A 26,285-nucleotide genomic window follows, 5' to 3' on the forward strand; every position below is an offset into this window, starting at 1 on the left:
TCTAGACCGCGACGGACAGCCGCGACAGTCCGCGCAGCGTGACGTTGTCCTTGTACTGCGGCTCGCTGTCCAGCCGCGCGTTTGGGAAGCGCGCGGTTACCGCCGCCAGCGCGACACTTGCTTCCAGCCGGGCCAGCGGCGCGCCCAGACAGTAGTGCGCTCCCCGACCAAAACCCAGATGTCGCAATCCTTTCCGCTCCGGGTCGAAGAGATCGGGCCGGTCGAATTCCGCAGGGTCACGGTGGGCGGCGGCGAGGACCAACATCATGACATCGCCCGCTGGTACCTCGACTCCACCAATCATCATGTCGGCGAGAGCAATTCGCCCGACCAGCTGTACGGGTGGGTCGAACCGCAGGGTCTCTTCCACGATGGCCGACGCTCGACCGGAGTCGGCGCCCAACCGGCTCCACTGGCCGCGATCGCGCAACATCGCCAACATCGCATTCCCGATCAGGTTCACCGTCGTCTCGTGTCCGGCGATCAAGAGCAGATTGCAGGTGGAGACAATCTCCTCTTCGGTCAGTTGATCTCCGGACTCCTCCACCGCGATCAGCCCCGACAGCAGGTCGTCACCGGGTGTCGAACGGCGGCGGTCGACCAGGCCGTGAAAGTACTCGCGCAGCCACGTTCCGGCCTGCTGTCGCTCATTCGCGACCTCGGGCGGCACTCCGGTAATCGTCGAGAACGGATCCAGCGCCTGGGCGAGCAGGGCGGATGCACGGCTGAATTGGGGCTCGTCGTCGAGCGGCACGCCGAGCAGCCGGCAGATCACCGCGACCGGCAGCGGATAGGCGAAATCCTCGACGACGTCGAAGTGGCCCTTTTCGGCGACCCGATCGAGCATTCCGTCGACCAGCGAACGAATATCGGGTTCCAGCGCGTTCACCACCTTCGGCGCGAATGCCTTACTGACCAGCCTGCGCAGCCTGGTGTGATCGGGTGGATCGAGAAACAAAAAGCCCGGCGGGCCCTGCCTGCGCGGCGCCGTGCCGGTCTCGGCCTGCCGCTTGGCGACCGTCGAGTTGACGTTGTCGCTGCTTGACGATGGGTGCCGCAACACCTCGTCGCAGTCTCGGTAGCTTGAGAAGACGGTCAGGTTGGCGCCGGGCAATTGCAGCGCGCCGCCGTCGCGAAACTGCGCACACAGTGGATACGGGTCGGGCCGGTTGGCCGGGTCCAGCAGCTGCAGCAGCAACCCCTGGGAATCGGTCGGCGCGGTCGTCATGCGGCCATTCTGCCCCTAGGCGGACCGCACGTAGTTTCAGCGACGGAGGAACTCGACGATGTGGCCCGCCAGCTCCTCGCCCGCATCCTCTTGCAGGAAGTGTCCGGCGCCGCGGATCAGGGGATGATCGATTCCCTGCGCGCCGCGCATCTCGCGTTGGAAGATGGCGCCCATCGGGCCGGTGATCGGGTCGCTGTCGCTGAAGGCGACCAGCATTGGAGTGGGGCTCGCCGAGAGTTTGGCCCACGCCGCTTTGTTGGCCGCCGCCGCGGGATCGTCCGGCGAGGTCGGCACCAAGCCCGGCATGGCCCGCGGACCCGCACAGTACTCGTCGCCGGGGAACGGCGCGTCATAGCTCGCGCGCACGTCGTCGCTCATCGGTTGCCGACAGCCGCCCTGCACGAACGCGCCGACGTGTAGCTCCGGCGCGGTGGTGATCGCCTCGCGAAAACGCCACCAGACGTCGGGCATCGGCTGCTCCCCGGTCGGCAGGCCGGTGTTGGCCACGACCAGCTGGGCGAATCGATCGGGGTGTTCGGCAGCGAGGCGCAAACCGATCAGCCCGCCCCAGTCCTGTCCGACCAGGGTCACGTTTCGAAGGTCGAGGACGTCGAAGGCCACCGCGCGCATCCATTCGACGTGGCGCGCGTAGCTGTGATCCTCGCGGCGGGTTGGTTTGTCCGAGCGACCGAACCCGACCAGATCGGGGCAGATGACCCGGTGTCCGGCGCCGACAAGTACCGGAATCATCTTGCGGTACAGGAAAGACCACGACGGTTCGCCGTGCAGCATGAGGATCGGGTCGGCGCGCTCGGGGCCGTCTTGCACCCAGGCGACCCGCAGCGTCCCGCCTTCGCCGTCCGATATTTCGCAATACCTGGGCGCATACGGAAAGTCGGGCACGCGGTCGAACGACTCGTCGGGTGTGCGTAACGTCTGCATGTCAGGTCCCTTCGTGTAACCCCGCCAAATCGGGATACGCCATCAATCGGTCTAAGAATTCGAGTTGCCCTTTCAGGAGCTTGACGCGGGCCTGCGCCACCGAAAACCAGCCCACCCGATCGACTTCCGGGAACTCGCGAAACTTGCCCGAACCCTTCGGCCATTCCAATTCGAAGGTGTTGCTGCGCGCGTCGGTCACGTCCAAGTCGCCGCAAACGGCGAAGGCGGTGACCAGCTTGCCGCCGGACTGTTTGAGTTGGCCGAGATCCAGCCGGGCCCCGGCCGGGGCCGAAAGCCCGAGTTCTTCTAAGAACTCGCGTTGCGCGGCCGCCCACGGATCTTCGCTCTCGGCGTACTCCCCTTTTGGAATCGACCACGCCCCGTCGTCTTTTCGCGCCCAGAACGGGCCCCCCGGATGGGCGATCAGGACCTCGACGACGCCGTCGCGGGTCCGGTACAACAGCACACCCGCACTGAGCTTCGGCATTCGCTCAGGACCCGACCGAGCGTTCCAGGTCCTTGAGCGACGACTCGAGGTGCGCGAGCAGACGCTGCAGGTGCGGCACGCTGCGACGGCATCCCACCAAGCCGAAGTCGAGGTTTCCGGCGTTGTTGGCCAGCGTGATGTTCAGCGCCTGTCCGTCCAGCGCGATCGACAGCGGATAGTTTCCGTCGAGCCGGGCGCCCCCGTAGTAGATCGGCTGGGTAGGCCCCGGCACGTTGGAAATGATGATGTTGAACGGCGGCGACGTCGACGCCACCCAGCCGGGGACCGCCGCCAACGCGAGCGCTGACGTATTGGCTGCGGACAGCGCCAGCGCCTGGAAACGAGGCAACTGCGAAAACACCTCCTTGTTGCTCCGCATCGAATCGCTGATCGTCTGCAGTCGCTGCGCGGGATCGTCGGTGTCGGTGGCGAGATTGCACAGGATGGCTCCGACGAGGTTGCCCCCGGCGTCGGCCTCGTCTTCGGTGCGGAGGCTGACGGGGACCATCGCGATCAGCGGTGTGTCCGGTAGCGCGTTCTGCTCGAGCAGGTAGTAGCGCAGGGCGCCTGAACACATCGCCAGGACGACATCGTTGACCGTCACGCCGGCGGCTTTCTTGACACTCTTGATGCGGTCCAACGACCATGACTGCGCGGCGCAGCGGCGCGCGCCGCCGATCTTGACGTTCAGCATGGTGCGCGGGGCTCCGAACGGCAGCGTCAGCTGCTGTTCGAACAGCGCCGCTCGGGCCAGCAAAAGCGTCGACGGGGCGAGCGCCGCAAGAGATCCCGCCGCCCGCAGCGCCGAAGTCAGCGGGCTTACCGGGTTGCTCTTGCGCTTGCTTTTGGGCAGGCTCCATGGCGCGCGGATCTCACGATTGTCGGGATCGGTCGACAACGCGCGCTGCATCAGCTTCTGCGCGGAGACGCCGTCGATCAGTGCGTGGTGGATCTTCGTGTAGATGGCGAACCGGCCGTCCTTGAGACCCTCGATGATGTGCGTTTCCCACAGCGGACGATGACGATCGAGCAGGCTGCTGTGCCACCGCGAGGTCAGCTCGAGCAGTTCACGGATCCGGCCGGGCGACGGCACCGCCGAGCGCCTGACGTGGTAGTCGATGTCGACGTCTTTGTCGTAAGACCAGCCCAGGTTCGCGATTCCACCGACGAACGTCGCCGGATGCTTGCGGAATGTGGGCTGGAAATCATCCTGCGCGACCAAGCGGTCGTAGAGGTCACGGACGAAGCCGCGGCCGGCGCCCTCCGGCAGCTCGAACAACTGCAGACCGCCGACGTGCATGGGGTGTTCCCGCGACTCTCCCAGCAAAAATATCGCGTCGGTGGGCATCATCAGTTCCATCCATCAATTAGACCTCGACGGACGCCGGGCCGAAGGCGCTCTTCGAACATCGCGGTCTTTCGACCCGACCGAAAGGACAAAAGGCCGTACCGTAGGCCCGCAGCCGGGTGGCAGCATGGGTTCGTGACGACACCATCGTTGACCTGGGATGTGGTGGCCGTTGACAAGCCAGAGGATGTCAACGTGATCATCGGTCAGGCGCATTTCGTCAAAACGGTCGAAGACCTGCACGAGGCCCTGGTCGGCGTGAGCCCATCGCTGCGGTTCGGCGTGGCCTTCTGCGAAGCGTCCGGACCGCGGTTGGTTCGCCACAGCGGCAACGACGCGGACTTGGTCGACCTGGCAACTCGCGCCGCGCTGGCCATCGCGGCCGGACATAGCTTCGTGATCTTCTTGCGGGAGGGCTTTCCGGTCAATGTCCTCAACCCCGTGAAAGCGGTGCCCGAAGTCTGCGGGATCTACTGCGCCACAGCCAATTCCGTTGAAGTCATTGTCGCGGAGTCCCCGCGCGGTCGCGGCATCGTGGGTGTCATCGACGGTCAGACTCCCGTCGGAGTGGAAGGCGACCGCGACGCGGCCGAGCGCCACGATCTGCTGCGCGCTATCGGATACAAGCTCTGAGTGTCAGCCGCCCGCGAGTGACCACACCGACGTGGCGATCAGATCACCCCGATCGAGCCCGGCGGCGCGGTGTTGGTGCACTTCGGCGTACTCGGCAGTGGTCACCATGTCGATGAACGCCTGCGGCGTCGGGTATTCAACGATGAGAATGGCGTCCCACCATGGCTTTTCGCCGTCGCCGATGACGAAGGCCGGTGCGGTTCCCGCGTAGCGGACGGTGGCACCCACCCGCTGCAGGTGCGGTGCGACCTCCTGCCCGTAGCGCAGGTAGGACTCCAGGCCATCCGGGGTCTTGAACTTCAACAGGTTGACCATCACCACGGGTGCGTCGGCGGGCCGCGCGGCCAGGGCCGCGAACTGTTCGGCGGTGGGCTCCAAGTTGCTCATGGTGACGATTAGAGCAGATCGGTGATGGTCTTCAGGCCTGCTTCGTACAGCACGCCGGGCAGCATGCCACCGTCGTGCTCGATGGTGGTGCCGTTGACGAAGTCGGCCTCCCCGCCGGCCAGGAACACGCAGACCCTGCCCACCTCCGCGGGGTCGCCCGCGCGCCGTAGCGGAATCGCGGCGAAATACTCTGCGCCCGTTGGGTCGTCCTTGGGCAACACGAACGACCGGAAGTTCTCGGTCATCGTCGGCCCCAGCGCGATGCAATTGACCCGCACCTTGGGCCCCCACTCCTCGGCCAGCGAGCGGGTGAGATGGTTGAGCCCGCTCTTGGCCGCGCCATAGGAAACCAACGTCGGCGACCCGGCCGGATGGCCGGCCCCGCTGGAGATGTTGATGATGCAGCCAACACCGTCTTGGGTACGCATCTGCCGGTAGACGCGGATGGCGAACCAGAGCGGGCTGATGAGGTTCATCTGCACCGCGTACGCGTGGAACAGCGCGGTGCGCTCATATTCGTCGTCGCTGGCTGGCGCCCCCTGAATGCGTTGCACCAGCTCGGGAATGCTGTCGGCGTGCGGCGCCGGAACGGTACCGCCGGCGTTGTTCACCAGGATGTCGATCCGCCCGTGCTCGGCGACGACGTCGGAGACGAAGGAATCGATCGCGCGGTAGTCCCCTTGGTCACACACTTTCTGGTAGGCCCTGGCGGCCCAGTCGGTTTCGCAACCGGGGATGGCGTCCAGCGGCGAACGCGAACAGCCGACGACGGTGGCACCGGCGCGGAGCAGTTCGTGGGCGATGCCGACGCCCACACCGCGGCTCGTGCCGGTGACGATCGCGACCTTGCCGTCAAGGATGCTCATGACAGGCCTTCCCACTCGCAGTCGATGTTGACAGTCACTGTCAGCGGGTCATACTGTGCCAGTCCGGTCGTGGGCGTGTAAAGGCATGCAATTCGGAGGTCAGCAGATGAGTAGTCCGTCCAAGCTTCGTGTCATCCAGTGGGCGACCGGAGGCGTCGGCAAGGCGGCCATCGCGTGCGTCCTGAACCATCCGCAGCTGGAGCTGGCGGGCTGCTGGGTGCACAGCGCCGACAAGAACGGGGTCGACGTCGGGCGAATCCTCGGAACTGAGGACCTCGGTGTCACCGCCACTTCCAGCATCGACGAGATCCTGGCGCTGGACGCCGACTGCGTCATGTACAGCCCGCTGATACCCAACGACGACGAGGTGATCGCGATCCTGCGATCCGGCAAGAACGTTGTCACGCCCGTCGGCTGGGTGTATCCCGATCCGGGTAACCGCCGGCACCAGGCCGTCGCCGACGCGGCGGTGGAAGGCAAGGTGACCCTGCACGGTTCGGGGATCCACCCCGGGGGCATCACCGAACGATTCCCGCTGATGCTTTCGTCGTTGTCGTCGGCAGTCACCCACATCCGCGCCGAGGAATTTTCCGACATCCGCACCTACAACGCCCCGGACGTCGTGCGCCACATCATGGGCTTCGGCGGCACCCCCGAGGAAGCCATGCAAGGGCCCATGGCCGGGCTGCTCGATGCCGGATTCAAGCAGTCGGTGCGAATGATCGCAGATCACATGGGATTTCGCATCGAACCGAACATCAGGACCATCCAGGATGTCGCCGTCGCGACCGCCGACATCGACTACGCACCGTTCCCGATCACCACCGGAACCGTGGCCGCGCGCCGGTTCCGCTGGCAGGCCCTGGTAGACGGCGAGCCGGTCATCACGGCCGCGGTCAACTGGCTGATGGGTGAGGAAAACCTGGAGCCGGCGTGGAATTTCGGCGGCCGGGGCGAACGCTTCGAGGTGGAGATCACCGGTGATCCCACCGTGAGCCTCACCTTCAAGGGTCTGCAGCCCGAGACGATCGCCGAAGGGCTGGTGAAGAACCCCGGCGTGGTGGCCACGGCCAATCACTGCGTCAACGCGATCCCCGACGTCTGCGCCGCCGGACCCGGCATCAAGACTTACCTGGACCTGCCCATGTTCGCGGGCCGCCCGGCACCCCAACTCGCCTCGTCATGACCGGCGCCCTCGGCGACGTATCGTTCTGTCACCTCGTCGTCGGTGTGACCGACATGGACCGTGCCCTGATGTTCTACCGCGACCTGCTCGGCATGGAGATCGTGTTCGAAACCCTCATCTCCGGTGAGCCTTTCGACGCGGTGCTGCACGCCACCCGCAAACAGGAGGGCCGGGTGGTGGGCGGGCTGCTCGGCGGGCTGATGGTTGAACTGCTCTCACTGGGTGCGAGCCCTGCCGATCAGCGGCCCGCGCGTCGCGGTATCACCGGGATTCACAACGTCTCCCTGTCGGTGCCCGATCTCGACGACACCCACCGCCGTGTTAGCGCGGCCGGCTACCCGCCCGACCAGAAACCCTTCGAAATCGGCGGGGTGCGAATGTTTTTCGTCAAGGACCCGGACGGAACCCCGGTCGAGTTCATCCAGCTGCCCGACGGAGCGCGCAGCACCTACGAGATGCATCGTGGGACCCCGCTGCGGATGGGACCGGTCACATGACCTACAGCCATCCCTCCTCGATGCGCGAGCACGTCGCAATCGTCACCGGCGCCGCCCAAGGCGTGGGCAAGGGCACCGCCGCCGCACTGCTGGAACGCGGAGCGGCGGTGCTGCTGGTCGACATCCAGGACGAGTTGCTGGGCAAGACGGCCGCCGAACTGTCGGCGTTGGGACGCGTCGAGAAGCTGACGGCTGACCTGCGCGACCCGGACAGCGCCCAACGAATTGTGACGGCCGCGGTCGACGCTTTCGGCACGGTGCACGGCCTGGTCAACAATGCGATCGCCACCAACGAGCCCAAGGCGCTCGTCGATATCACCACCGAGGACTTCGCGCTCGGTCACGACGTCGGCCCGCGGGCGACCTTCCTGCTCATGCAGGCCGTGCACCCCGTGATGGTCGAGGCGGGCGGCGGCTCGATCGTCAATCTCGGCTCCGGGACGGGCACCGGCGGCGAGCCGAAATGGGGCGGATACGCCGCCGCCAAGGAGGCCATCCGGGGCCTGTCGAAGGTCGCCGCTTTGGAGTGGGGGCGCGACAACATCCGGGTCAACGTCATCTGCCCGTTCGCCGAATCGGACGGTGTGAAGTTCTGGAAGTCGTTCGCCCCCGGAGAGTACGAGAAGGCCGTGCGGCGCGTGCCGATGAAACGGATAGGGGATGTCCGCACCGACGTGGGCGCGCTGGTGGCCTTCCTGCTGGGCAGCGACGCGACGTTCATCACCGGCCAGACCATTCACGTCGACGGTGGAATCGGCTGCTTCCGGTGACCCTTCCCACCAGAGGAGAATCGCTGCGGGACCGGCAGCGCGCCCAGATCCGGGCCGACATCAGGCGCGCGGCGTTCCGGCTCTTCGTCGAGCGCGGATACGACGCCGTGACGACCGAGGAAATCGCCTCTGCCGCAGGAGTTTCGCCGCGAACATTTTTCCGGTACGTGCCAACGAAGGAAGAGCTGCTGCTCGCACCCGTTCGCCATGGCGGCGCAGCGATCGTCAACCTGCTCGAGCAGCGGCCCGCGAGTGAGCCACCCGATGTCGCGCTGATCAACGCCATCATCACGCGGACCCGATCGTTCGACCAGGCGGATACCGACGAGTGGCGAGAAGCGCTGCTGGTGGCCCCCGACCTGCTGCGTAAGGTGACCGTTCACACGCCCGCCGACAAGGAGCGGGCGGCCAAGCTGATCGCCGAGCGCATGGGCGTGAACTCCGACGCCGACCTCCGTCCCGGCTTGCTGGTCCAACTCGCTTTCGCAGCAGCCGATTTCGGTTTCCAGCAATGGGTACGTCAGTCGGGCCGCCCCTGGCCGCTGGACCGCTACGTCACCGAAGCACTCGAAGCGGTCAAGAGCCAGCACTGGAAACGGAAGCGCACCTGATCAACCCCGCAACGCCTCGGGGTTCGCGATCCGGATCGGGGCCCCGTCCAGCCACGCGGCCACCGCCTCCACGGTGTCGGAGTAGAAGGCGGCGAGCATCTCACGGGCGACGTAACCCAGGTGGGGAGACAGCGTCACATTCGGGAGCTGCCTTAACCGGTGATCCGACGGCAGCGGTTCGACGTCATAGACGTCCAGCCCCGCACCGGCAATGCGCCCGGTCTCGAGAGCCACGATCATCGCGGCCTCGTCGACGATCGGGCCCCGCGACGTGTTGATCAAGTATGCCTGCGGCTTCATCAGGGCCAGCTCGGGCTCACCCACCAGACCGCGGGTGCGTTCAGACAAAACGACGTGGATGGAGACCACGTCGGACTCCTCGAAGAGCGTCGCCTTCTCGACCCGGCGCGCGCCGGCCGCCGCGGCGGCGTCCGCGGTGAGGTTCTGGCTCCACGCGATGACGTCCATGCCAAAGACTTTCGCGTATTCGGCCATCCGCTTGCCCACCCGGCCCAGGCCGAGCAACCCGAGCGTCTTGCCGGACAACGTGAGACCCGTCGTCACCTGCCAGCCGCCGCCTCGCATGCGCCGGTGTTCTTCCGCCAGGTTGCGTACCGTGGCGATGAGTAACCCCCAGGCGAATTCGGGGGTGGCGTCGTGCACGGATCGGAATCGCGGATGGGCGAAGTCGGTGTGGGCGACGATGACGCCGAGCTCGGTTGCCGCATCCAGGTCCAGATTGGGCAGGCTTCTTCCGACGATCGTGATCAGTTTCAAGTTCGGCAGTTGCGCGAGCAGCGTTCGCGGTAGCGCCATCCGCTCGCGCAGGGTGCAGATCACATCGAATGGCCGCAGCTCTTCCGCCGCTTCGTCCTCGGAGAGGTGGCGATCGAAAACGGTTACGCGGGACCGGTTTTGCACCGATGACCAGTCGGCAAGCCGCAGGGCCGCTTTGGCATAGTCGTCCAAAATCGCCACTTGGGGCGCGGGGTCACCCATCTCACCATTCAAGCACCGACGCTTGGTCTTGTGATGCGGCGGCTAGCCCTGGTTGTGGTCGCGGCGATATGGGTCGTTGGGCCGGGCCCGGCGATAGGTCGCCAGCTCGCGCCTAACCGCCCCCACCGGCGCCTCCGCCAGCACCCCCAGCGGCGCCGCCACCCGTGCCTGTGCTCCCGCTGCCCCCATAGGCCCCACCGGGAACGGGCGGTGGTGGCGGTGGGGCCGGACTGGACGACGTGGGCGTCGGCGGCGCCTCGGGCGCCTTGCTTGCCGACGTGCCTGCGCCCGTACCACCACTTAGGGCGACCGCCAAACCGAGTGCGGCGGCGCCGCCGACGAGCGTCAGGGTCCTTGCTCCAGATTTCATGGCTGGCCGCATACCCGCTTATTCCGGGACGCAATCTGCGGTTGGCCCGTTAGTTCAGCGCGGGCAGGACCTTGTCGGTGAGCAATTGGACCGACTTCCACGCTTCGTCGACGGGAATGCCACCGACCAGTGGGTGCATCACGAGCGGTCCGTAGTCGTCGGCGTCGCGCACCTCGGCGATCAGCTCGTCGGGAGTCAGGAAGCGGTACCGGCCCGACGCACGGACCTCGTCCAGCGTTTGCACGCCGGGCAAATGCATCAGGGACCGTTGGTCGGTCGACCATCTGCCGTAAGTGACCGCCTCCCAAAGGATGTGGTCGCCGAGTTCGGCCCATGCCCGGTCCGGGTCCTCGTGCAGGAAGATCATTCCGCGGTTAACCGGTCCCGGCATGAGGATGAGCGGCGTCATGCCGGCGTCGGCACACAGCTGGCGGTAGTAGGCGGCGATGTCGGGCAGGTGGTCGGCGAGGCTGAGGGGTAGCCGGAATCGTGCCGCACGTCGCGCCGTGGCACGGGCGCCGCCGCCGACGTACAGGGGCGGATGCGGCCGGGTCCAGGTGCCGGTGCAGATTCCCGCTTCGGCCTCGGCGCCGGACCATACCGACAGCATCCGCTCGAGCAGGCTGTCCATCAGAGCGCCCCGGCGCGCGAAATCGACGCCCATTGCGCCATATTCGATGGTGCGGTACCCGAGGCCGACCGTGGTGTGCAACCGGCCGCGGCTCATATTGTCGACGAGAGCGATGTCCTCGGCGAGCCGGACCGGATTCCAGAGCGGGCCGAGCGCACAATCCACGCTGGCGATCAGCCTCGACGTTCGGGCCAAGAACATTGCCGCGGCCATGATCGGATTGCAGCTCCAGCCGTGGCCGGTCGCGTGGTGCTCGTCGACACTGATGGAGGTGATGCCGTGCGATTCGCCCCACTGCGCAAGTTCGAGGGCGGCCGACAACAACCCGCTCTGGGTGCGTGGTTCGCCTTGCGGCGAGGCGAAGTTGAAGCGCAGCACAGTCAGCAACACGTCATGCCCCCTCGGACCCCGCCATAGACCGTAGGAACGCGGGAAAGTCGGGAAACAGCGCGCGGTCGACGATCTCGATGCGGGCGCCGAAGGCGTCCGTGTAGTAGGCGAATAGCCCGAGGTCGGAGCCGGGGACGTCCGCCGTCATCTCGAGCGTGAAGCCGTTGGCCTCCAGCGCACGCGCACTCTGGGACAGGTCGTCGCTGAAGTAGCCCAGGTGGTGGACCGCGTTGCCCGGCGCTGCCGTCCACGGGCTCCCCGGCACCTCCTGCACGAGTTCGAGGTGCGGACTCTGCAAGGAGTAGACGATCGTCGAGGTCAATTCGCGGACACCCGCCGGGGTGCGGAACGGCAGGGTGTAGCTCATCGGGTTGATCCACCGGTAGCCGGCCAGCGCGCTCAGTCGGCCCATGGCCGCATCGAGGTCGGGCACGATGATGCCGGTGTGGTAGAAGTCCTCGGGCCGCAACGCAATTGACATGTCTTCCCTCGTGTCTCAGACGCAGTCCGACGCGGCGTCGACGACGAACACCGCGCCGCTGGTGTAGCTACTCTGCTCGGTGCACAGGAAGGCGATGGTCGGGGCGATCTCCCCGACCGAACCGAAACGGCGCAGCGGGATGTGCGCCAGTTCGGACTCCACCAATTCGGCCGAGCCGTGCATGGGCGCGGTCATCGGGGTGTCGATCGCGCCCGGCGCCACCGCGTTCACCCGGATTCCCTTACTGGCCCATTTGACCGCGAGGTTCCTTGTGATGCAGACGATCCCCGCCTTCGCCGCCCCGTATCCGGGCACCAGGGGAACGGCCCGCAGCGCAGACATCGACGCCAGGTTCACCACGCTGGCGCCGCCCGCGGCGGTCGACGCCTTCAGGGCCGGGTAGAGCCCGACCGTCAACCGGTACGGCCCGGTGAGGTTCAGCGCGACCGAGGCCTCGAACCCATCGGGCCTGGATTCGTCAAGGCCGCCAGGGAAATTGGCGCCGGCGTTGTTGACCAGTACGTCGAGCCGGGTGAACTTGTCCGCCAGCGCGTCCACCGAATCCGGGTCGCTGATCTGGAGCTGGTGATAATCCATGCCGGACAGGTCAACTTCGTAGTCGTCCGCCGCCGGTTTGGTTCCGGTGATGGCGACGCGGGCGCCGGCGTCGCGGAACAACATGGCGGTCGCGTGCCCGATCCCGCTGGTGGCGCCGGTGATCAGGGCCGTGGTCCCGGTGAAGTCGAAGCTGACGCGTGCCGTCATGAGTTCCTCGCTATCTGGTTTCTCAGCCAGGCGGTTTCCCAGAAGTTCGTGCTGCCGGCGAGAAGTTCTTCGTGGGCGTCCCGAAGCACGTCCCGGGCCCCGGCATGGTCCGACGGAAGAAGCTCGGCGAGGTGGATGGCCTGCAGCGGGCGACCGTCGGCGAGGTGTGCCCGCGCCCGGTTCACCAATGCGTCGGCCCCGGCCAGCTCGACCACGTCGGCCGCGACGGCGTCGAACCCGACCGGATAGAGCTCGGTGGTTGACTCGTGGTGAAACCAGCCGGAGTAGTTCTCCCAGATGGCCCGCACGTCCCAGGCCACCTTTCCATAGCCCTGTCCTACTTCGTATTCCGCGGGCAAGGCGATCTCGCGCATCAGGGTCCGGACATCCTTGCCGGCGTTCATCCCCTCGACGGTCTGATCGTGGACGTACCGGATCGCGTCGCGCAGCCGGGTCAGTTCGGCGTAAATCAGCTCGGCCCCGGCTATCGGTTCGAAATGACCGGTCACCAGGAGGTCGGCCCGCAGGTCGCGCACCCGCTCCACGGACGCGCTGGCCGTCAGCGCGTCGCGGTACCGGTCGCCACGGATGGTGACCAGGTTGGGAATGTGCCCAAAGAGCGGGCCGAAGACGTTACCGCACAAACATATACGCTCATCCGGCAGCCACACCACCAGTGAGTCGGTGGTCTCGCCGCCGGGCACCGAGATCAGCTCCATCCGCCGACCGGCGACCTCCAGGGTCAAGGTGTCCTCGAAATCGAGGTCGACGACGGGAACGCTTTGGCCGGCCAGCCGGCTACTCCCCAGCCGCCGCTGAACGGCTTGGACACCGGTCGCCAGGGTGTCCTTGAACGCGAAGGCGCTACGGCTGGCGCGATACGGAATGAGGCGCTCGTTGTCGTCGTGCCACAGCGTCCAGTTGGCCTGCGCGACGACGGTGGTGTCGGGGTCGCGCACGCTGTCCAAACCACCGACGTGGTCGACATGGCCCTGCGTGAAGATGATGTAGCGCACGGGCGAGGGGTCGACGGCGTCGAAGTTCGCCCGATGCACCGGGCCCTCGAAACCCATGCCGGTGTTGACGATCACCCGTCCCTCACGGGTGATGAGTAGGTAGGAATTCGACAGCCCCGGTGAGACCCACAGACCGGGCGCGATCTCCTCGGCCCGTTCGGCGGCCGCGGGGCGCATGGCGTCGGCCCCGGGCCTGTTGCGGTAGACCGGTTCGAAATTCATCGATGTGTCGCCTTCCGGTTAGCTCTCGGCAAGGACGTCGAACCTGTCGAAGTAGAAGTCGAATCGTCGGCGCAGCTCGTCGGCCGTGACGCCGAAGTGTTTTTGCAGGTCGTAGTGGATGCGGCCGTGTTTGCCGCGCGGATTGCCGCCCAGGTATTTCTGGAAGCGCGTCCGCACCTTCGGCGGCAGGTCGACGCCACCGCATTCGTAAAGCCTTTCAAGCAGCTGCATTTCGTTGCCGTTCAGCTGGTGGAAGCTGACGTCGATGCTGCGTTCGGCCGGGACGAGATCGCGGTCGCGCACGCAAGCGCTGAGCAACCGATGCACCCGGTCGCTCCAATAGTCCAGCAGCCAGTCGGGCTCGATGCTTGTGCGCCGCAGCCGATCGGAGTAGGCCATCATCGTGATCGCCGACTGGATAACCGCGACGGGATCGCGGTGCGTGAAAGCCACGGTAGCGTCCGGAAACGTCGCCATGAGCGGTCCGAGCTGCTCGCAATGCTGCGGGCTTTTCAGGACCCAGGTCCGCGGACCGCGCAGGAAGGTCAGCGCCTGCAGAACCTTTCTCAGGTATGCGTAGTGCCGGGTTTGATCCAGGCTCAGGTAGTAGTCGCGCCAATCCGGCACGCGCGCATGCCATTCCAGGACATAGGCGGCCACGTCGAGGTCGAGCAGTTCGACTTCTTCCTCGATCGCCTCGGGGAACCGGTCGTGCATGGCGGCGACCACCGGAGCGCTGGCCATCAACGCGTCGTGCTCGGATTTGGCTCGCGCATAACGGGGGTCGACCCCGGGGATGTCCGGCCCCTGACCGCGCGCCGGAATCGGCTCCTGGCTCTCCCAATACGGCAGGGCCCGCCGGCGCGGGTCGGCGGCAATGAGATTCACCAGATGAGTGGTGCCCGAACGCGGCATCCCGACGACGATGAACGGACGCTCGATCGGGATGGCTTCGATCTCGGGGTACCGCTTGAGGAGCTCGGTCAGGGACAACCGGTTGCGCAGCAACCGTACGACGCGTTGTCGCAACGACGAGCGCGTGAGCTGGCGCAGACCCTCATCGGCTTCGATCGCGGCGATGTGCGCGGCGAGCCGATCACCGAAGCCGTCGACATCGTCAAGGTCGTCGACTCCGGCCTGCTCGACGGCCTCCGCGAGCATCCGGTCGATGTCGAAGTCGACGTGTTTGGCCTCGGTGAATTCCAGGATCTGGCGTTGGACGTCGGTCAGCCTGGGCGCGGTCAGGTCGTCGAAGTCGATCTCGTCAACGGCAGAGCCCACCGGATCCTCTTTTCGACGTGTCGTCGAAGAGAAATATGACACAGACGTCAGGTGTCGATCTGCTGTGGTCCTACAGGTTCGCCAAGTCGTCGGGCACGTCGACCTTGTGCTCCTCCAGCGCCTCGAGGGGCACCACCTCGAGGGTGCGCTCGTGCGTGGAGGCCAGCACCACGGGTGCCGCGCAGCCATCCTGGTGCGCCCGCAGCCAGTTCAGCGCCGTGACGCACCAGCGATCGCCGGGCAACAGGCCCGGGAACCGGTATTCGGGAACCGGTGTCTGAAGGTCATTGCCGATGGAACGCTGGTGCTCGAGGAACTCCGTGGTCATGACCGCACAGATCGTGTGCCGGCCGAGGTCCTCGGGGCCGGTCGAGCAACAGCCGTCACGGTAGTACCCGGTCACGGGTTCTGTGCCGCACGGTTCCAGCGGGCCGCCTAACACGTTTCGATCGGGCACGGGTTCAGTATTGCGCTCCCGGGGGTGAAGTTTGAAGTAACTTTGCCGTCTCCGCCGGGGCAAATTTGTCCGGCTGCGGTGCGGGTGGGGCGGCGTGAGTGCGGGCGCCAGTGACGAACCGATAACAATTCCCACGTCAAGCTGGCGCGACGCGCTGAGCAAATCCCGGGGAAATCGCCGGGAAAATTTATCGTCACATCGTGCAACGAAGAACGGCCCTCAAGCTGCCACTTCTGCTGGCAGCCGGCACCGCGCTGGCGCGAGCGCCACGCGCCTCCGCGGAGGAACCGGGTCGGTGGCCCGCCGACCGCGCCAACCGCTGGTATCAGGCGCAAGGATTCCTCGTCGGATCGAATTACATCACCTCCAACGCCATCAACCAGCTGGAGATGTTTCAGGCCGACACCTACGACCCGCGGCGCATCGACGCCGAGCTCGGCTGGGCCAGGTTCTACGGGCACAACACCGCCCGGGTGTTCCTCCACGATCAGCTGTGGGCGCAGGACCAGCGCGGCTTCCAGACGCGCCTTGCGCAGTTCGTCGACATCGCCGCGCGCCATCGCATCAAACCGCTGTTCGTCTTCTTCGATTCGTGCTGGGACCCGGCACCCAAGGCCGGTCGACAACGCGCGCCGCGGCCGGGCGTGCACAACTCCGGCTGGGTGCAGAGCCCGGGGGCCGAAAGGCTCGGCGACCCCCGCTACGCCGGCGTCATGCGGGACTACGTCACCGCGGTGTTGACCCAATTCCGCAGCGACGACCGCATTCTGGGCTGGGACTTGTGGAACGAGCCGGACAACCCCGCGCGGCAGTACAGGAGCACCGAGCGCAGTGATAAGGATCAGCTGGTCGCCAACCTGCTTCCCCAAGTGTTCCGCTGGGCGCGCGCGGTTGATCCCAGTCAGCCGCTCACGAGCGGCGTGTGGCGTGGCGACTGGGGACAACCCCAGGGCCGCAGCGCAATCAGCGACATCCAGCTCGCCAACGCCGATGTCATCACGTTCCATTCCTACGCCGAGCCCGCGGGCTTCGAGTCCCGGATCGGCGAGCTTGCCCCCCTGGGGCGGCCGATCCTCTGCACGGAGTACATGGCCCGGCCCCGGGGCAGCACCGTGGAGGGAATCCTCCCGGTGGCCAAGCGCCACAACGTCGGCGCCATCAACTGGGGTCTGGTCGCCGGAAAGACCCAGACCTACTTTCCCTGGGAATCGTGGGACCACCCGTACACCGCGATCCCCAAAGTCTGGTTCCACGACCTGCTCCGGCCCGACGGCCGGCCCTTCCAGGACACCGAAGCGCTGACGACCCGAAAACTGGCCGGCAGCCAAGCCTGAGCGGGGCTGTTCGGTTAGCCGAATTTGCCGTTGACCGCCCTTTTTGCGGTAGTAGGGTTGAGCCGCAGAAGGGGGCGGCGGTGACTCTGACTCATCTGAGCGAACCAGAGCTGATCGCCTCGGGCGGGGGCGACCCGTGGGCGATCAACCAGAGCCTGCAGGCGGGTAGCCCGTTTCAAATCTCACGCCTGGCCGAGGCGTTTCATGCCGCGGGCCGACACACCGCCGAAGCCGACCATGCCTTCCAGATAGCCCAGAAGCGCTTTGCCGAGTCGTGGAACCACCAGAACGGTGACAACCCGATCAACGACTCCGCCGAAGTTCAGCGAGTGACGAAATCCCTTGGCGCGCAATCGGAGCAGTTGCCCAAAATCGGCGCTGACTTAGAGAACATCGCGGCCGCGTTGGCCGATGCGCAGAAGCAGGGTGCCGCCGAGATTGCCACCTTGGACCATCAGCTGCAGTTTCTCGACAAGCTTTATGGCGCCGCGCAAGCGGATCTGCGGGATCCGAGCCTTCCGCCGAAGGAGGTAGCAAAGCTGCACATGATCATGGACGCAGCCCACGCCGACGCTGTGGATGACGTCCGTGACGCGGTGAAGCAGATGAATTCGATCCGCAACGCCTACTCCGACACGCTGCATAAAGCGCTGGGCTCGTTGCACACCGAGGGTTACGATCCGCCCGCGAACATCGACGACACGCTCGAACAGCCGTTACGGGGCGAGGTTAGAGATCTCGGACCCGTCGCCGGCACTGGTGCCGTTCCTGGCATCCCGGGAATCGGCGCGGCAGATCTTGGTGAGATCGTCGAGGTGCCCGGACAGCCGGGGAAATTCCTTGCGATCTTCGGTGATTCGTTTTCCGGCAACAAAGTTGGCGAAGGTGATCATTATCGATCAGTGGCCGTCCCGGTGACCTTCGACGCCGACGGACGCCCGCACTTCGGCGCGCCGTTGACCGGAGCGAAGGATAGCGGCCATGAGCTATTTCCTATCCCAAACGAGGCGGCGGGCGTCACTGACACCCTGCCTGCAGGGACTATAACTGCAGGCGGAAAAACATACATGATGGTGACGGGTACTAAGGGGGATCTCCAACCGGTCGCTTCATGGTTGGTGGAAGTCAATGGCGACCCGGGCAAGGGGTGGACCATGGTGCCGAATTCATTGCGTGCGGCGGGAGACGCCCCCAGTCAGGTCAGCGGTTACAAGGGGTCCGACGGCAAGGTCTACATCGCGGCAGATTCCTTCGACCGCAGCCGAGGCGTCACCATGTACCGCGCAGATCCTGACAAAGTGTGGGACCGCGGCAGTTGGCAACCTTGGACTGGCAAAGATTGGGGAACTCCGGTGGACCGTCCTGTACAAGTAACTAACGATCGCTACGGTGAGCTCAGCTTTCGCGAGATCGGCGGCAAACCTGTCCTGTCTGGTTTCAATGTGGATGCGCATGGTGGAAGTGTTGAGGTACGTATCGGTTCGAGCCCGACTGGTATCTTCAGTCCAGACGTAAACCCGACCATGGTTGTCCAAAACGGCGACAGGACCGCTGCAAACTACATGCACCAGCCGTACGGGGGATATATATTGCCTGGCTCGACGCTTGATAACCTCAGGATGTTTGTCAGTGAATGGAACACATCCAAGGGACCCGATCACCAGCCGGTCGGTGCTCCATACGATACCCGCGAATTCCAATTGAATCTCCACCAGTGATCCATAACTTCCTTCGTTGCGGACTTCGATAGGATGAAGACGGTGCTATTAAATCTGTTCCGGGTCACCGGTTTAGCGGGCGCCACTTTATTAGCAGCTTGCGCGGCGCATGCCGACGGACCCAAGTTTCCCGACCTGAGTAAATATGCTGTCGCAGCACCCGCCGACTACACGATCGACGTTCCTAATCCAGGACGGCCACCGCTAGCCACAGTTTACTTCCTCACACCTGACGGTATAGTTTGCAATTTTTTGCCCGACCAAGCGCAGTGCAGTGGAAATAATTTCCCGGCGATACCTCCCGCCACCGGCAACACCAATGCCAGTCGCGCTGCGGTGAATTGGATAGGAACTACGACAGGGTTGAAGCAAACCAACGAGGGGGAGCCGTCTCGTGTGATCGATGACCAACCCATCAAAACGCTTCCTCCGTTTCATTCCCTTTCCGTGAATGGGTTCACGTGCGGAGTCGACAACTCCGGAATGACCGCCTGCAAGGACCCGCAAGGCCGTGGGTTTGTGCTGTCGCCGCACGGCTCGGGTTGGCTGCCCCATGTGTAGACGCCGCCTAAGCGGCATCTCACTGGATACATCGCAATGCGGCACGACGATCCTTCGAAGCATTAGACAGCATCCCGTTACCGTCACCAACCGAGATTGAATAGCAAGGACCTAGGAGGCCGCGAAGTCTCCCACCGCAGTCATCTTGTTGCCGTCAGAGGCGGTGGCGAATCCGGCCGCGGTGAAAGCACAGTTGACGATGATCCCCCGGTGTGGAGGACTCTGCATCCACGAGTCGACGGCCTGGGCGGGAGTCCCGGCCGATCCGGTGCCCCAAAATACGATCTCGCCGGTGGCAGGGGCCCTGGTGTAGCCGGCATCAGCGATACGCGTCCGCGGCGATGAGCCGTCGGAACCGATATGGCCGCTTAAACCGGTGCGCAGCATGTCTTCGGCGTGCCGCTGCGCTGCCGCCCTCAACCGGGGATCATCTGCGAGTGGCCCACACGGCTGACGAAGCCCGTTGACGCCGCTATACAGCACCGCACCGGAATCGTCTGCGCGCGCGACGAATTCACCAACCGTGCCCGGCATCGTAGTGAGGACGCAACAGCAGGAGAGGATGGCGACGATCTCTACTTTCTTCGTCATGTGGCCTCTTGCCGCGCGCATCGAATTTGTCCGTGAATAAATGCTAGCCACCATCGACCGAGATTGGCCGAAAATCGTCTTTGCTAAACCGACACGCGGGATCCGCGTGAGAACGCAGGGGCGGCCCCCACCCGCGATAGCAGGTGAAGGTGTTGGCGGTGGCGGAGGGATTTGAACCCTCGGACGGTGTTAGCCGTCACACGCTTTCGAGGCGTGCTCCTTAGGCCGCTCGGACACGCCACCGCCGAGCAGCTTACCGAACCCTGAGCCCCTCACCCCAATCGCTGGCGGGCGAAGAAGGCCTCCAGCGGTGCGGCGCACTCTTCGGCGAGCACGCCGCCGCGCACTTCCGGGCGATGGTTGAGCCGCCGGTCGCGGACCACGTCCCACAGCGATCCCACCGCTCCCGTCTTCGGTTCCCACGCGCCGAACACCAGCCGGCCGACGCGGGCCAGGACCAGCGCGCCGGCACACATGGTGCACGGTTCGACGGTGACCGCCAGCGTGGCGCCCTCCAGGCGCCATCCGTCGCCGAGCACGCCCGCCGCGGCCCGCAGCGCCAGGATCTCGGCGTGCGCAGTGGGATCGCCCAGGGCTTCGCGGGCATTGACCGCACGGGCGAGCTCAGTTCCGTCGGCCGCGACGACGACCGCGCCGATGGGCACGTCGCGGGGACCCGCCGTCGCGGCGACCGACAACGCGGTACGGATCAGATCTTCGTCAGCGATCACCGACCGGCCAGCGCTTGCGATCACCGACCGATGCGGTCGATCACCGCCGACAGCTGGTCGGCGAAGCCCATCTCCCGGGCGATGCGGCCGAGCTGCTCGTCCGCGTACAGGTCGGCCTCGTCGAGGATGACGCCCAGCACCGCCTCGGGCAGCCCGATATCGGAGAGCAATCCCAGGTCACCCTCTTCGAACGGGTCGGAATCCTCCAGGTCCTCGGGGTCGATGTCGGCGTCCAGCTTGTCCAGCACTTCGGCGGCGATGTCGTAGTCCAACGCGGCGGTGGCGTCCGAGAGCAGGAGCCGGGTCCCCGACGGCGCGGGGCGCACGATCACGAAAAACTCGTCATCGACGTCGAGCAGCCCGAACACGGCGCCGGCGCTGCGCAATTCCCGCAGCTCCGTCTCGGCGGCCTTGAGGCTCAGCAGCGATTTGCGGGCCATCGGGGAACACCGCCACTGGCCCTCTTCGCGCACGACAGCTACGCCGAAACCGTCCGGCGTATCGGCGGACAGGCCTTGGGCTGGGGCCCGTTGTGCTCCCATGGCCGCTTACGGTAGTCGCAGACCAGGCCCCCTGACCAGATGGAGCGAAACCGCGGCGACATCTTGACGCACCGCCGCCGCCAGATTGTGCCAACCTTAGGTCTGTGGCTAGCCCTGTTTCTCAAACCCCGGTGTGCGTGCTCGGGCTGGGGCTGATCGGGGGTTCGATAATGCGGGCCGCCACGGCGGCAGGCCGCGAAGTGTTCGGCTACAACCGGTCGGTGGAGGGCGCAAAAGAAGCCGCCGCCGACGGCTTCGACGCGACCACCGACCTGACGGCGACGCTCACCCGCGCCGCCGACACCGGCGCGCTGATCGTCCTGGCCGTCCCCATGCCGGCGCTGGCCGGCATGCTCGCCCACATCGCCGAACTGGCCCCGGCCTGCCCGTTGACCGACGTCACCAGCGTCAAACGGGCCGTGCTCGACGAGGTTGTCGCGGCCGGCCTGCAGGAACGATTCGTCGGCGGTCACCCGATGGCGGGCACCGCCCATTCGGGCTGGGCCGCCGGCCACCCGGGCCTGTTCACCAGGGCGCCGTGGGTGATCAGCGTGGACGATCACGTCGACCCGGTGGTGTGGTCGATGGTCATGACGCTGGCCCTGGACTGCGGCGCGGTGCTGGTCCCGGCCAAGTCCGACGATCACGACGCGGCGGCGGCCGCGATCTCGCACCTGCCGCACCTGCTCGCCGAGGCGCTGGCGGTCATCGCCGGGGACGTCCCGCTGGCGTTCGCGCTGGCCGCCGGATCGTTCCGCGACGGGACGCGGGTGGCCGGCACCGCCCCGGACCTGGTGCGGGCGATGTGTGAGGGCAACTCCGACCAGCTGGTGCCGGCCGTCGACCGGATGATCGAGTTGCTGAGCCGGGCCCGCGAGTCGCTGGTCGCGAACAACTCGGTGGCCGAGCTCGTCGAGGCCGGCCACGCCGCCCGCACCCGCTACGACAGCTTTCCGCGTTCCGACGTCTTCCACGTCATCATCGGCGGTGAGAACTGGCGCGAGGAGTTGGCCGCCGCGGGTCGGGCGGGCCGCGTGATCAGATCCGCTCTGCCAAGCCTGGATAGTCGACGATGAAGCCCTCGTCGTCGACGCTCACGACGGTGTCGGCGACCGGGGAGTGCAGCTTGATGCCGTCGTGGCCGCCCGTGCTGGTGTAGCTCACGAGGTCCGCGGTGATCGCCATGTCGGGCAGGTTGATGTAGACCACCGGCAGTGTGACCGAGTCCGGTCGCTCGTGCAGGCCGAGCCGCCGAATGGGCAACGCGTTGAAGAACGGGCTGAAGACCACATCGCAGTCGAGCGCGCTGTTGTACGACGCTCGGCGCTCGCCCTGATGGTCGGTGACCAGCCACATGTTCTCTTCGTCACGGGCGATGGACAGCACGCGCTCCCGTTCGGCGAGGGTGACCGTCATCCCAAGCCGCTTGGTGGCGCCGGTCTCATCGGTTTGCAGGTCGTAGTACGCACCGAATGCCGGGTTGGTGGCGGTGGCGGCAGCGACGATCCGGCCGTTCGCCTTGATCCTCTTGCCGGACACCTGGATTCGTACCGATTCCATCCGGGAGACGTCCTGGGCGCGCCAGGTCAACATTGCCTGCCACACGCGCCGAGGATCAGAGGGGTCTGCGTTCACTCACCTACCGTAAGACGTGCGGGCGAACCGCGGCAGGCCTGTCGAGTAAGTGTGGCGAAGTCGTCCGGTGCCCGGCACCGACGCCCACACCACCAATGCGAGCAGCCCGTCCAGCGCCAGCGCCAACGCGGCCACCATCAAGGCACCGACCAGGGCAAGGTGGAACTCTCGCTCCTTGATTCCGTCGATCAGGTATCGGCCCAGCCCGCCGAGGCTGGCATAGGCCGCAACCGTGGCGGTGGCGACCACCTGAAGCGTCGCGCTGCGCAACCCGCCCAGGATCAACGGCAGCGCGTTGCGCGCCTCCACCCACAGCACCTGCGCCTCGGTCATGCCCATCGCCCTGGCCGCGTCGACCACGGTCGGCTCCACGTTGGCGATTCCCGCGTAGGTGCCGGCCAGCAGCGCCGGGACGCCCAGCAGCATCAGGGCGACCAGCGGCGGCCCCATCCCCAACCCGAACAGCAACGTCCCGAGCAACAGCACGCCCAGCGTCGGCAGCGCGCGCAACCCGTTGACCATGCCGACCACCAGCACCGTGCCGCGGCCGGTGTGCCCGATGATGAGACCGGCCGGGACGGCGATCAGGGCCGAGGCGCCCACCGCGACCGCCGTGTACTCGAGATGCTCCAGGACGCGCGCCGCGAGCCCGACCGGGCCGGTCCAGTTGCCGGCGGTCATTAGGTAGGAGATGGCGCCCTGCACGAAGTTCATCGCGCGCCACCCACTATCGGGGCCACCACCGACCGTCGACGCGGCGAGCGCCCGGCGCGCTCCCACGGCGTGGCCAGGCGGCCGGCCACCACGATCAACGCGTCGATGACGACGGCCAGCACGAAGAGCGCGATGATGCCGGCAAGGATCTGATCGCTCTTGTTCGTCTGGTACCCCTCGGTGAACCAGGTGCCCAGGCCGCCGATGCCGATCACCGAACCCACCGAGACCATCGCGATATTGGTGACGACCACCACGCGCAACCCGGCGACCAGGACCGGAACAGAAAGCGGCAGTTCGACTTTCAGCATGCGGGTGATCGGCGGGTAACCGACGGCGGTGGCGGCGTCGCGCACCTGGGCCGGCACCGCGTCCAGCGCCTCGAGCACCGCCCGCACCAGCAGGGCCGCGGTGTAGGCCGTCAGCGCGACCATGACGTTCGCCTCATCGAGGATGCGGGTCCCGATGACCATCGGCAAGACCACGAACAGCGCCAGCGACGGAATGGTGAACACGACACTCGCGGTCGCCGTCGTCAGCCGGCGGGCAACCGGTACGCGTTGCACCGCCGCGCCCAGCGGGACGGCGAGGGCCAACCCGATCAGCACCGGCACCAACGCCAACCGCAAATGGACGATGGTCAGCGCCCAGGCGTCGTCGAGGTGGGTGAGCAGGTAGTGCATATCTGTTCCCCCGGTCACGTCTTTTTTCGGGTTTCCGCCGCGGCCAGCACGTCGTCGGCCAGCACACCGCCGATGACTTTGCCGCCTTCGTCGACCGCGAGGCCCACGCCCGACGGCGACGACAGCGCCGCGTCCAGCGCGTGGCTGAGGTTCCCGCGGGGACGGAACAACGAGCCGACGCCACTCATGCTGTCCGACAACGACGCACCCGCGCGATGCCGGCGCAGGCCTTCGGAATCGATCCAACCCATCGGCGCGCCCGCGCCATCCACCACCACCGCCCAGCCGTCCGCGAGGGCGGTGTCGGCGAGGTCGTGCGCCGGGATGCGTTGCACATCATGTACCGGCAAGCCGGCCGCGTCGATGAGTTGCAACCATCGATATCCGCGGCCGAGACCGATGAACCTCGAGACGAAATCGTTGGCAGGGCGCGACAGCAACCGCGTGGGTTCGTCGTACTGCTGCAACGTGCCGGCCCGAAAGACCGCGACTTTGTCCGCGAGCTTGAGCGCCTCGTCGATGTCGTGGGTGACGAACACGATGGTCTTGTGCAATTCGCTTTGCAGACGCAGGATCTCGTTCTGCAGGTCAAGCCGGACCACTGGGTCGACGGCCGAGAAGGGCTCGTCCATCAACAACACGGGGGGATCGGCGGCCAGCGCACGCGCCACGCCGACGCGTTGTTGCTCACCACCGGACAACTGCGCCGGGTAGCGGGTGGCCAGCTTCGTGTCCAGCCCGACGCGTTCGAGCACCTCGTAGGCGGCGGCCCGAGCCGCCCGGCGGGACTGCCCCTTCAGCACCGGAACCGTTGCGACGTTGTCGATCACCCGCAGGTGCGGCATCAGCCCGGCATGCTGGATGACATAGCCGATCCCGAGGCGCAGCCGCACCGGGTCCAGGCTGGACACGTCCACACCGTCGACGGTGATGGTGCCGGACGTGGGCTCGATCATGCGGTTGACCATGCGCAGCGCCGTGGTCTTGCCGCTGCCCGACGAACCGACGAAGACGGTCAACTTCCCGTTCGGGATCACCAGGCTCAACCGGTCCACCGCGGTGGTCCCGTCGGCGAAGGACTTGCTGACTTTGTCGAAGACGATCATGGGCCGACCGGATGATCGAAGCCGTTGTTCCGCAACCAGTCCCGGGCGGCCTGGTCGGGATCGACACCGGAGTTTCCCGCCACCGCGGCGTTGAGCCCGGCCACGCCGGGAGTGGTCAGCTTCGCCGACACGGCGTCCAGCACCTCCTTGAGCCGGTCCGACTTCTTCTGCGAATTGACCAGCGGCACAATGTTGCCGGCCAGGAAGTTGTGCTCCGGGTCTTCGAGCACCACCAAATGGTTCTGCGGGATTGCGGGCGAGGTGGTGAAAACGTTGGCGGCGTTGACCCTCCCCTCCACCAGGGCGCGCACCGTCACCGCGCCGCCGCCGTCGTTGATGGCGACGAAGTTGCCCGGCCTGATGTCGAGTCCGTACTTCTGCCGCAACCCGGGCAGGCCGGAGGGCCGGTTCGCGAAGGCCGACGGCGCCCCGAACCTCACGTCCGCCGAATGCGCCGCCAGGTCCGCGATTGTCGTCAGATTCCACGAATTAGCGGTCCCGCCTGTCACCGTCACGGTGTCGGTGTCGGTGGCCGGCGAGGGCGTCAGGACCGCCAGGTCGCCGGGCAGCCTGCGGTCGAGCTCCAATTCGACGGCGTCGAGCATGGTCGCCGTCGACTCGGGCGCGAAATAGAGCAGCAGGTTGCCGATGTACTCCGGCACCAGATCGATGGAATGGTCCTTCAGCGCCGGGATATAGGTCTCCCGACTGCCGATCCCCATCCGTCTGCCGACCTCGAATCCGTTGGCCTGCAACGCTTGTGCATATATCTCGGCGATGATCTGCGATTCCGGGAAGTCGCCGGACCCCACGACGATGGATTTGGGGCTGCGGACCTGGGCACCCAGCGGGTCCGAACTGCTGCACGCCGCGAGAACGCAGATCGCCGTGAGCCACACGGCCGCTTGGATGATCGCGCGGCGCGCGCGCGACGGCATCCCCATACCGCCGACACTAACCTCAGAGTCGCCCGCGCGCCGGGACATCATCCAAGCGGCCGTGTGGCTCACGGCGATCTGCGTTGTCGCGGGGTGCAGCAGTTAGGACCCGCTGGGTGGCCAGGTCCGCCCCCCCAAAAACAACGTCGTGGGGGGGGGGTAAAA

30 protein-coding genes, 1 tRNA gene and 1 pseudogene are annotated in these 26,285 nt (G+C 66.2%); 9 read left to right on the forward strand and 23 right to left on the reverse strand.

Annotated features, from left to right (window positions below):
* Window position 1 precedes the first annotated feature (1 nt).
* The 4 genes from A5750_RS06480 to A5750_RS06495 are packed head-to-tail and all read right to left on the reverse strand — an operon-like array spanning window position 2 to window position 4,017.
* The gene (locus tag A5750_RS06480) at window positions 2–1,228 is read right to left on the reverse strand and encodes a cytochrome P450 (RefSeq protein ID WP_067261692.1); all 1,227 of its coding nucleotides are present in this window, start codon (window positions 1,226–1,228) and stop codon (window positions 2–4) included.
* Between the two features lie 36 nt (window positions 1,229–1,264).
* On the reverse strand, window positions 1,265–2,170 hold the full coding sequence (locus A5750_RS06485; protein ID WP_066954856.1) for a haloalkane dehalogenase: 906 nt from the start codon (window positions 2,168–2,170) through the stop codon (window positions 1,265–1,267).
* Between the two features lies 1 nt (window position 2,171).
* On the reverse strand, window positions 2,172–2,657 hold the full coding sequence (locus tag A5750_RS06490) for an NUDIX domain-containing protein (RefSeq protein ID WP_066954860.1): 486 nt from the start codon (window positions 2,655–2,657) through the stop codon (window positions 2,172–2,174).
* A 4-nt stretch (window positions 2,658–2,661) separates the two neighbouring features.
* Window positions 2,662–4,017, reverse strand: coding sequence for a wax ester/triacylglycerol synthase family O-acyltransferase (locus tag A5750_RS06495; protein WP_067261695.1), 1,356 nt, complete (start codon window positions 4,015–4,017; stop codon window positions 2,662–2,664).
* Between the two features lie 123 nt (window positions 4,018–4,140).
* On the opposite strand from A5750_RS06495, the gene A5750_RS06500 reads away from it, so the two are divergent.
* Window positions 4,141–4,638, forward strand: coding sequence for an adenosine-specific kinase (locus A5750_RS06500; protein ID WP_066954866.1), 498 nt, complete (start codon window positions 4,141–4,143; stop codon window positions 4,636–4,638).
* A 3-nt stretch (window positions 4,639–4,641) separates the two neighbouring features.
* Here A5750_RS06500 and A5750_RS06505 read toward each other — a convergent pair whose 3' ends face one another.
* Window positions 4,642–5,025: a DUF1330 domain-containing protein gene (locus A5750_RS06505; protein ID WP_067261698.1), complete on the reverse strand. Its 384-nt coding sequence runs from the start codon at window positions 5,023–5,025 to the stop codon at window positions 4,642–4,644.
* Between the two features lie 8 nt (window positions 5,026–5,033).
* Window positions 5,034–5,891 (reverse strand): SDR family NAD(P)-dependent oxidoreductase, encoded by an 858-nt coding sequence (locus A5750_RS06510; RefSeq protein WP_066954872.1) that lies wholly within the window; start codon window positions 5,889–5,891, stop codon window positions 5,034–5,036.
* Window positions 5,892–5,997: 106 nt separating this feature from the next.
* On the opposite strand from A5750_RS06510, the gene A5750_RS06515 reads away from it, so the two are divergent.
* From A5750_RS06515 to A5750_RS06530, 4 genes are read left to right on the forward strand one after another with little or no spacing between them, the layout of a single operon-like run.
* Window positions 5,998–7,077, forward strand: coding sequence for a dihydrodipicolinate reductase (locus tag A5750_RS06515; protein WP_066954975.1), 1,080 nt, complete (start codon window positions 5,998–6,000; stop codon window positions 7,075–7,077).
* Entirely contained in the window at window positions 7,074–7,574 is a 501-nt protein-coding gene (locus A5750_RS06520) for a VOC family protein (protein WP_067261700.1), read from the forward strand. The genes A5750_RS06515 and A5750_RS06520 overlap by 4 nt, the downstream gene beginning before the upstream one ends.
* Entirely contained in the window at window positions 7,571–8,344 is a 774-nt protein-coding gene (locus A5750_RS06525; protein WP_067261702.1) for an SDR family NAD(P)-dependent oxidoreductase, read from the forward strand. The genes A5750_RS06520 and A5750_RS06525 overlap by 4 nt, the downstream gene beginning before the upstream one ends.
* Window positions 8,341–8,955 (forward strand): TetR family transcriptional regulator, encoded by a 615-nt coding sequence (locus A5750_RS06530; RefSeq protein WP_066954880.1) that lies wholly within the window; start codon window positions 8,341–8,343, stop codon window positions 8,953–8,955. The genes A5750_RS06525 and A5750_RS06530 overlap by 4 nt, the downstream gene beginning before the upstream one ends.
* Here the strand turns inward: A5750_RS06530 and A5750_RS06535 are convergent, their stop codons facing one another.
* The 8 genes from A5750_RS06535 to A5750_RS06565 all read right to left on the reverse strand — a co-directional run bounded on the left by A5750_RS06535 (window position 8,956) and on the right by A5750_RS06565 (window position 15,567).
* Window positions 8,956–9,954: a D-2-hydroxyacid dehydrogenase family protein gene (locus tag A5750_RS06535; protein WP_067261704.1), complete on the reverse strand. Its 999-nt coding sequence runs from the start codon at window positions 9,952–9,954 to the stop codon at window positions 8,956–8,958.
* 42 nt (window positions 9,955–9,996) lie between these two features.
* On the reverse strand, window positions 9,997–10,143 hold the full coding sequence (locus A5750_RS25745) for a hypothetical protein (RefSeq protein WP_156659606.1): 147 nt from the start codon (window positions 10,141–10,143) through the stop codon (window positions 9,997–9,999).
* A gap of 230 nt (window positions 10,144–10,373) precedes the next feature.
* Window positions 10,374–11,345, reverse strand: a complete 972-nt coding sequence (locus tag A5750_RS06540) for an LLM class flavin-dependent oxidoreductase (protein ID WP_067261707.1) — start codon at window positions 11,343–11,345, stop codon at window positions 10,374–10,376.
* Window position 11,346: 1 nt separating this feature from the next.
* A complete protein-coding gene (locus tag A5750_RS06545; RefSeq protein ID WP_067261710.1) occupies window positions 11,347–11,826 on the reverse strand; it encodes a VOC family protein in 480 nt (159 codons plus the stop codon).
* 15 nt (window positions 11,827–11,841) lie between these two features.
* Entirely contained in the window at window positions 11,842–12,591 is a 750-nt protein-coding gene (locus A5750_RS06550; RefSeq protein WP_067261712.1) for an SDR family NAD(P)-dependent oxidoreductase, read from the reverse strand.
* Entirely contained in the window at window positions 12,588–13,829 is a 1,242-nt protein-coding gene (locus tag A5750_RS06555) for an MBL fold metallo-hydrolase (RefSeq protein ID WP_067261714.1), read from the reverse strand. Before A5750_RS06555 ends, A5750_RS06550 begins: the two co-directional genes overlap by 4 nt.
* A gap of 18 nt (window positions 13,830–13,847) precedes the next feature.
* Window positions 13,848–15,110, reverse strand: coding sequence for a sulfotransferase (locus A5750_RS06560; protein ID WP_067261717.1), 1,263 nt, complete (start codon window positions 15,108–15,110; stop codon window positions 13,848–13,850).
* A 70-nt stretch (window positions 15,111–15,180) separates the two neighbouring features.
* On the reverse strand, window positions 15,181–15,567 hold the full coding sequence (locus tag A5750_RS06565; protein ID WP_066954901.1) for a DUF2237 family protein: 387 nt from the start codon (window positions 15,565–15,567) through the stop codon (window positions 15,181–15,183).
* Window positions 15,568–15,767: 200 nt separating this feature from the next.
* Here A5750_RS06565 and A5750_RS06570 point away from each other — a divergent pair, with 200 nt between their 5' ends.
* The 3 genes from A5750_RS06570 to A5750_RS26575 all read left to right on the forward strand — a co-directional run bounded on the left by A5750_RS06570 (window position 15,768) and on the right by A5750_RS26575 (window position 19,180).
* Window positions 15,768–16,901 carry a 1,4-beta-xylanase gene (locus A5750_RS06570; protein ID WP_067261719.1) on the forward strand — a complete coding sequence of 378 codons (1,134 nt, stop codon included), beginning with the start codon at window positions 15,768–15,770 and terminating at the stop codon, window positions 16,899–16,901.
* Window positions 16,902–16,981: 80 nt separating this feature from the next.
* On the forward strand, window positions 16,982–18,619 hold the full coding sequence (locus A5750_RS06575) for a DUF4185 domain-containing protein (protein WP_067261721.1): 1,638 nt from the start codon (window positions 16,982–16,984) through the stop codon (window positions 18,617–18,619).
* 33 nt (window positions 18,620–18,652) lie between these two features.
* The gene (locus A5750_RS26575) at window positions 18,653–19,180 is read left to right on the forward strand and encodes a hypothetical protein (RefSeq protein WP_369828672.1); all 528 of its coding nucleotides are present in this window, start codon (window positions 18,653–18,655) and stop codon (window positions 19,178–19,180) included.
* A 111-nt stretch (window positions 19,181–19,291) separates the two neighbouring features.
* Here the strand turns inward: A5750_RS26575 and A5750_RS06580 are convergent, their stop codons facing one another.
* The 4 genes from A5750_RS06580 to A5750_RS06595 all read right to left on the reverse strand — a co-directional run bounded on the left by A5750_RS06580 (window position 19,292) and on the right by A5750_RS06595 (window position 21,044).
* A complete protein-coding gene (locus tag A5750_RS06580) occupies window positions 19,292–19,771 on the reverse strand; it encodes a CAP domain-containing protein (protein WP_197505372.1) in 480 nt (159 codons plus the stop codon).
* A 153-nt stretch (window positions 19,772–19,924) separates the two neighbouring features.
* Window positions 19,925–20,014: transfer RNA gene (locus A5750_RS06585), tRNA-Ser, on the reverse strand.
* Window positions 20,015–20,043: 29 nt separating this feature from the next.
* Window positions 20,044–20,502, reverse strand: coding sequence for a nucleoside deaminase (locus A5750_RS06590; protein WP_066954981.1), 459 nt, complete (start codon window positions 20,500–20,502; stop codon window positions 20,044–20,046).
* Between the two features lie 20 nt (window positions 20,503–20,522).
* The gene (locus A5750_RS06595) at window positions 20,523–21,044 is read right to left on the reverse strand and encodes a tRNA adenosine deaminase-associated protein (protein WP_066954912.1); all 522 of its coding nucleotides are present in this window, start codon (window positions 21,042–21,044) and stop codon (window positions 20,523–20,525) included.
* Between the two features lie 131 nt (window positions 21,045–21,175).
* Between A5750_RS06595 and A5750_RS06600 the strand changes: the two genes are divergently transcribed.
* Entirely contained in the window at window positions 21,176–22,120 is a 945-nt protein-coding gene (locus A5750_RS06600; protein ID WP_082959056.1) for a prephenate dehydrogenase, read from the forward strand.
* Here the strand turns inward: A5750_RS06600 and A5750_RS06605 are convergent.
* The 5 genes and pseudogenes from A5750_RS06605 to A5750_RS06625 form a co-directional block, all read right to left on the reverse strand.
* On the reverse strand, window positions 22,083–22,679 hold the full coding sequence (locus A5750_RS06605) for a putative glycolipid-binding domain-containing protein (RefSeq protein ID WP_156659610.1): 597 nt from the start codon (window positions 22,677–22,679) through the stop codon (window positions 22,083–22,085). The genes A5750_RS06600 and A5750_RS06605 overlap by 38 nt on opposite strands.
* 4 nt (window positions 22,680–22,683) lie before the next feature.
* Window positions 22,684–23,393: pseudogene (locus A5750_RS06610) on the reverse strand (ABC transporter permease).
* Window positions 23,390–24,076: an ABC transporter permease gene (locus A5750_RS06615; protein ID WP_066954921.1), complete on the reverse strand. Its 687-nt coding sequence runs from the start codon at window positions 24,074–24,076 to the stop codon at window positions 23,390–23,392. Before A5750_RS06615 ends, A5750_RS06610 begins: the two are co-directional and overlap by 4 nt.
* Window positions 24,077–24,090: 14 nt before the next feature.
* The gene (locus A5750_RS06620; RefSeq protein WP_066954924.1) at window positions 24,091–25,182 is read right to left on the reverse strand and encodes an ABC transporter ATP-binding protein; all 1,092 of its coding nucleotides are present in this window, start codon (window positions 25,180–25,182) and stop codon (window positions 24,091–24,093) included.
* A complete protein-coding gene (locus tag A5750_RS06625) occupies window positions 25,179–26,126 on the reverse strand; it encodes an ABC transporter substrate-binding protein (protein ID WP_067261724.1) in 948 nt (315 codons plus the stop codon). The genes A5750_RS06620 and A5750_RS06625 overlap by 4 nt, the downstream gene beginning before the upstream one ends.
* Between the last annotated feature and the right edge of the window lie 159 nt (window positions 26,127–26,285).

The organism is Mycobacterium sp. 852002-51613_SCH5001154, from assembly GCF_001667425.1.
In the GTDB taxonomy this organism is placed as follows: domain Bacteria; phylum Actinomycetota; class Actinomycetes; order Mycobacteriales; family Mycobacteriaceae; genus Mycobacterium.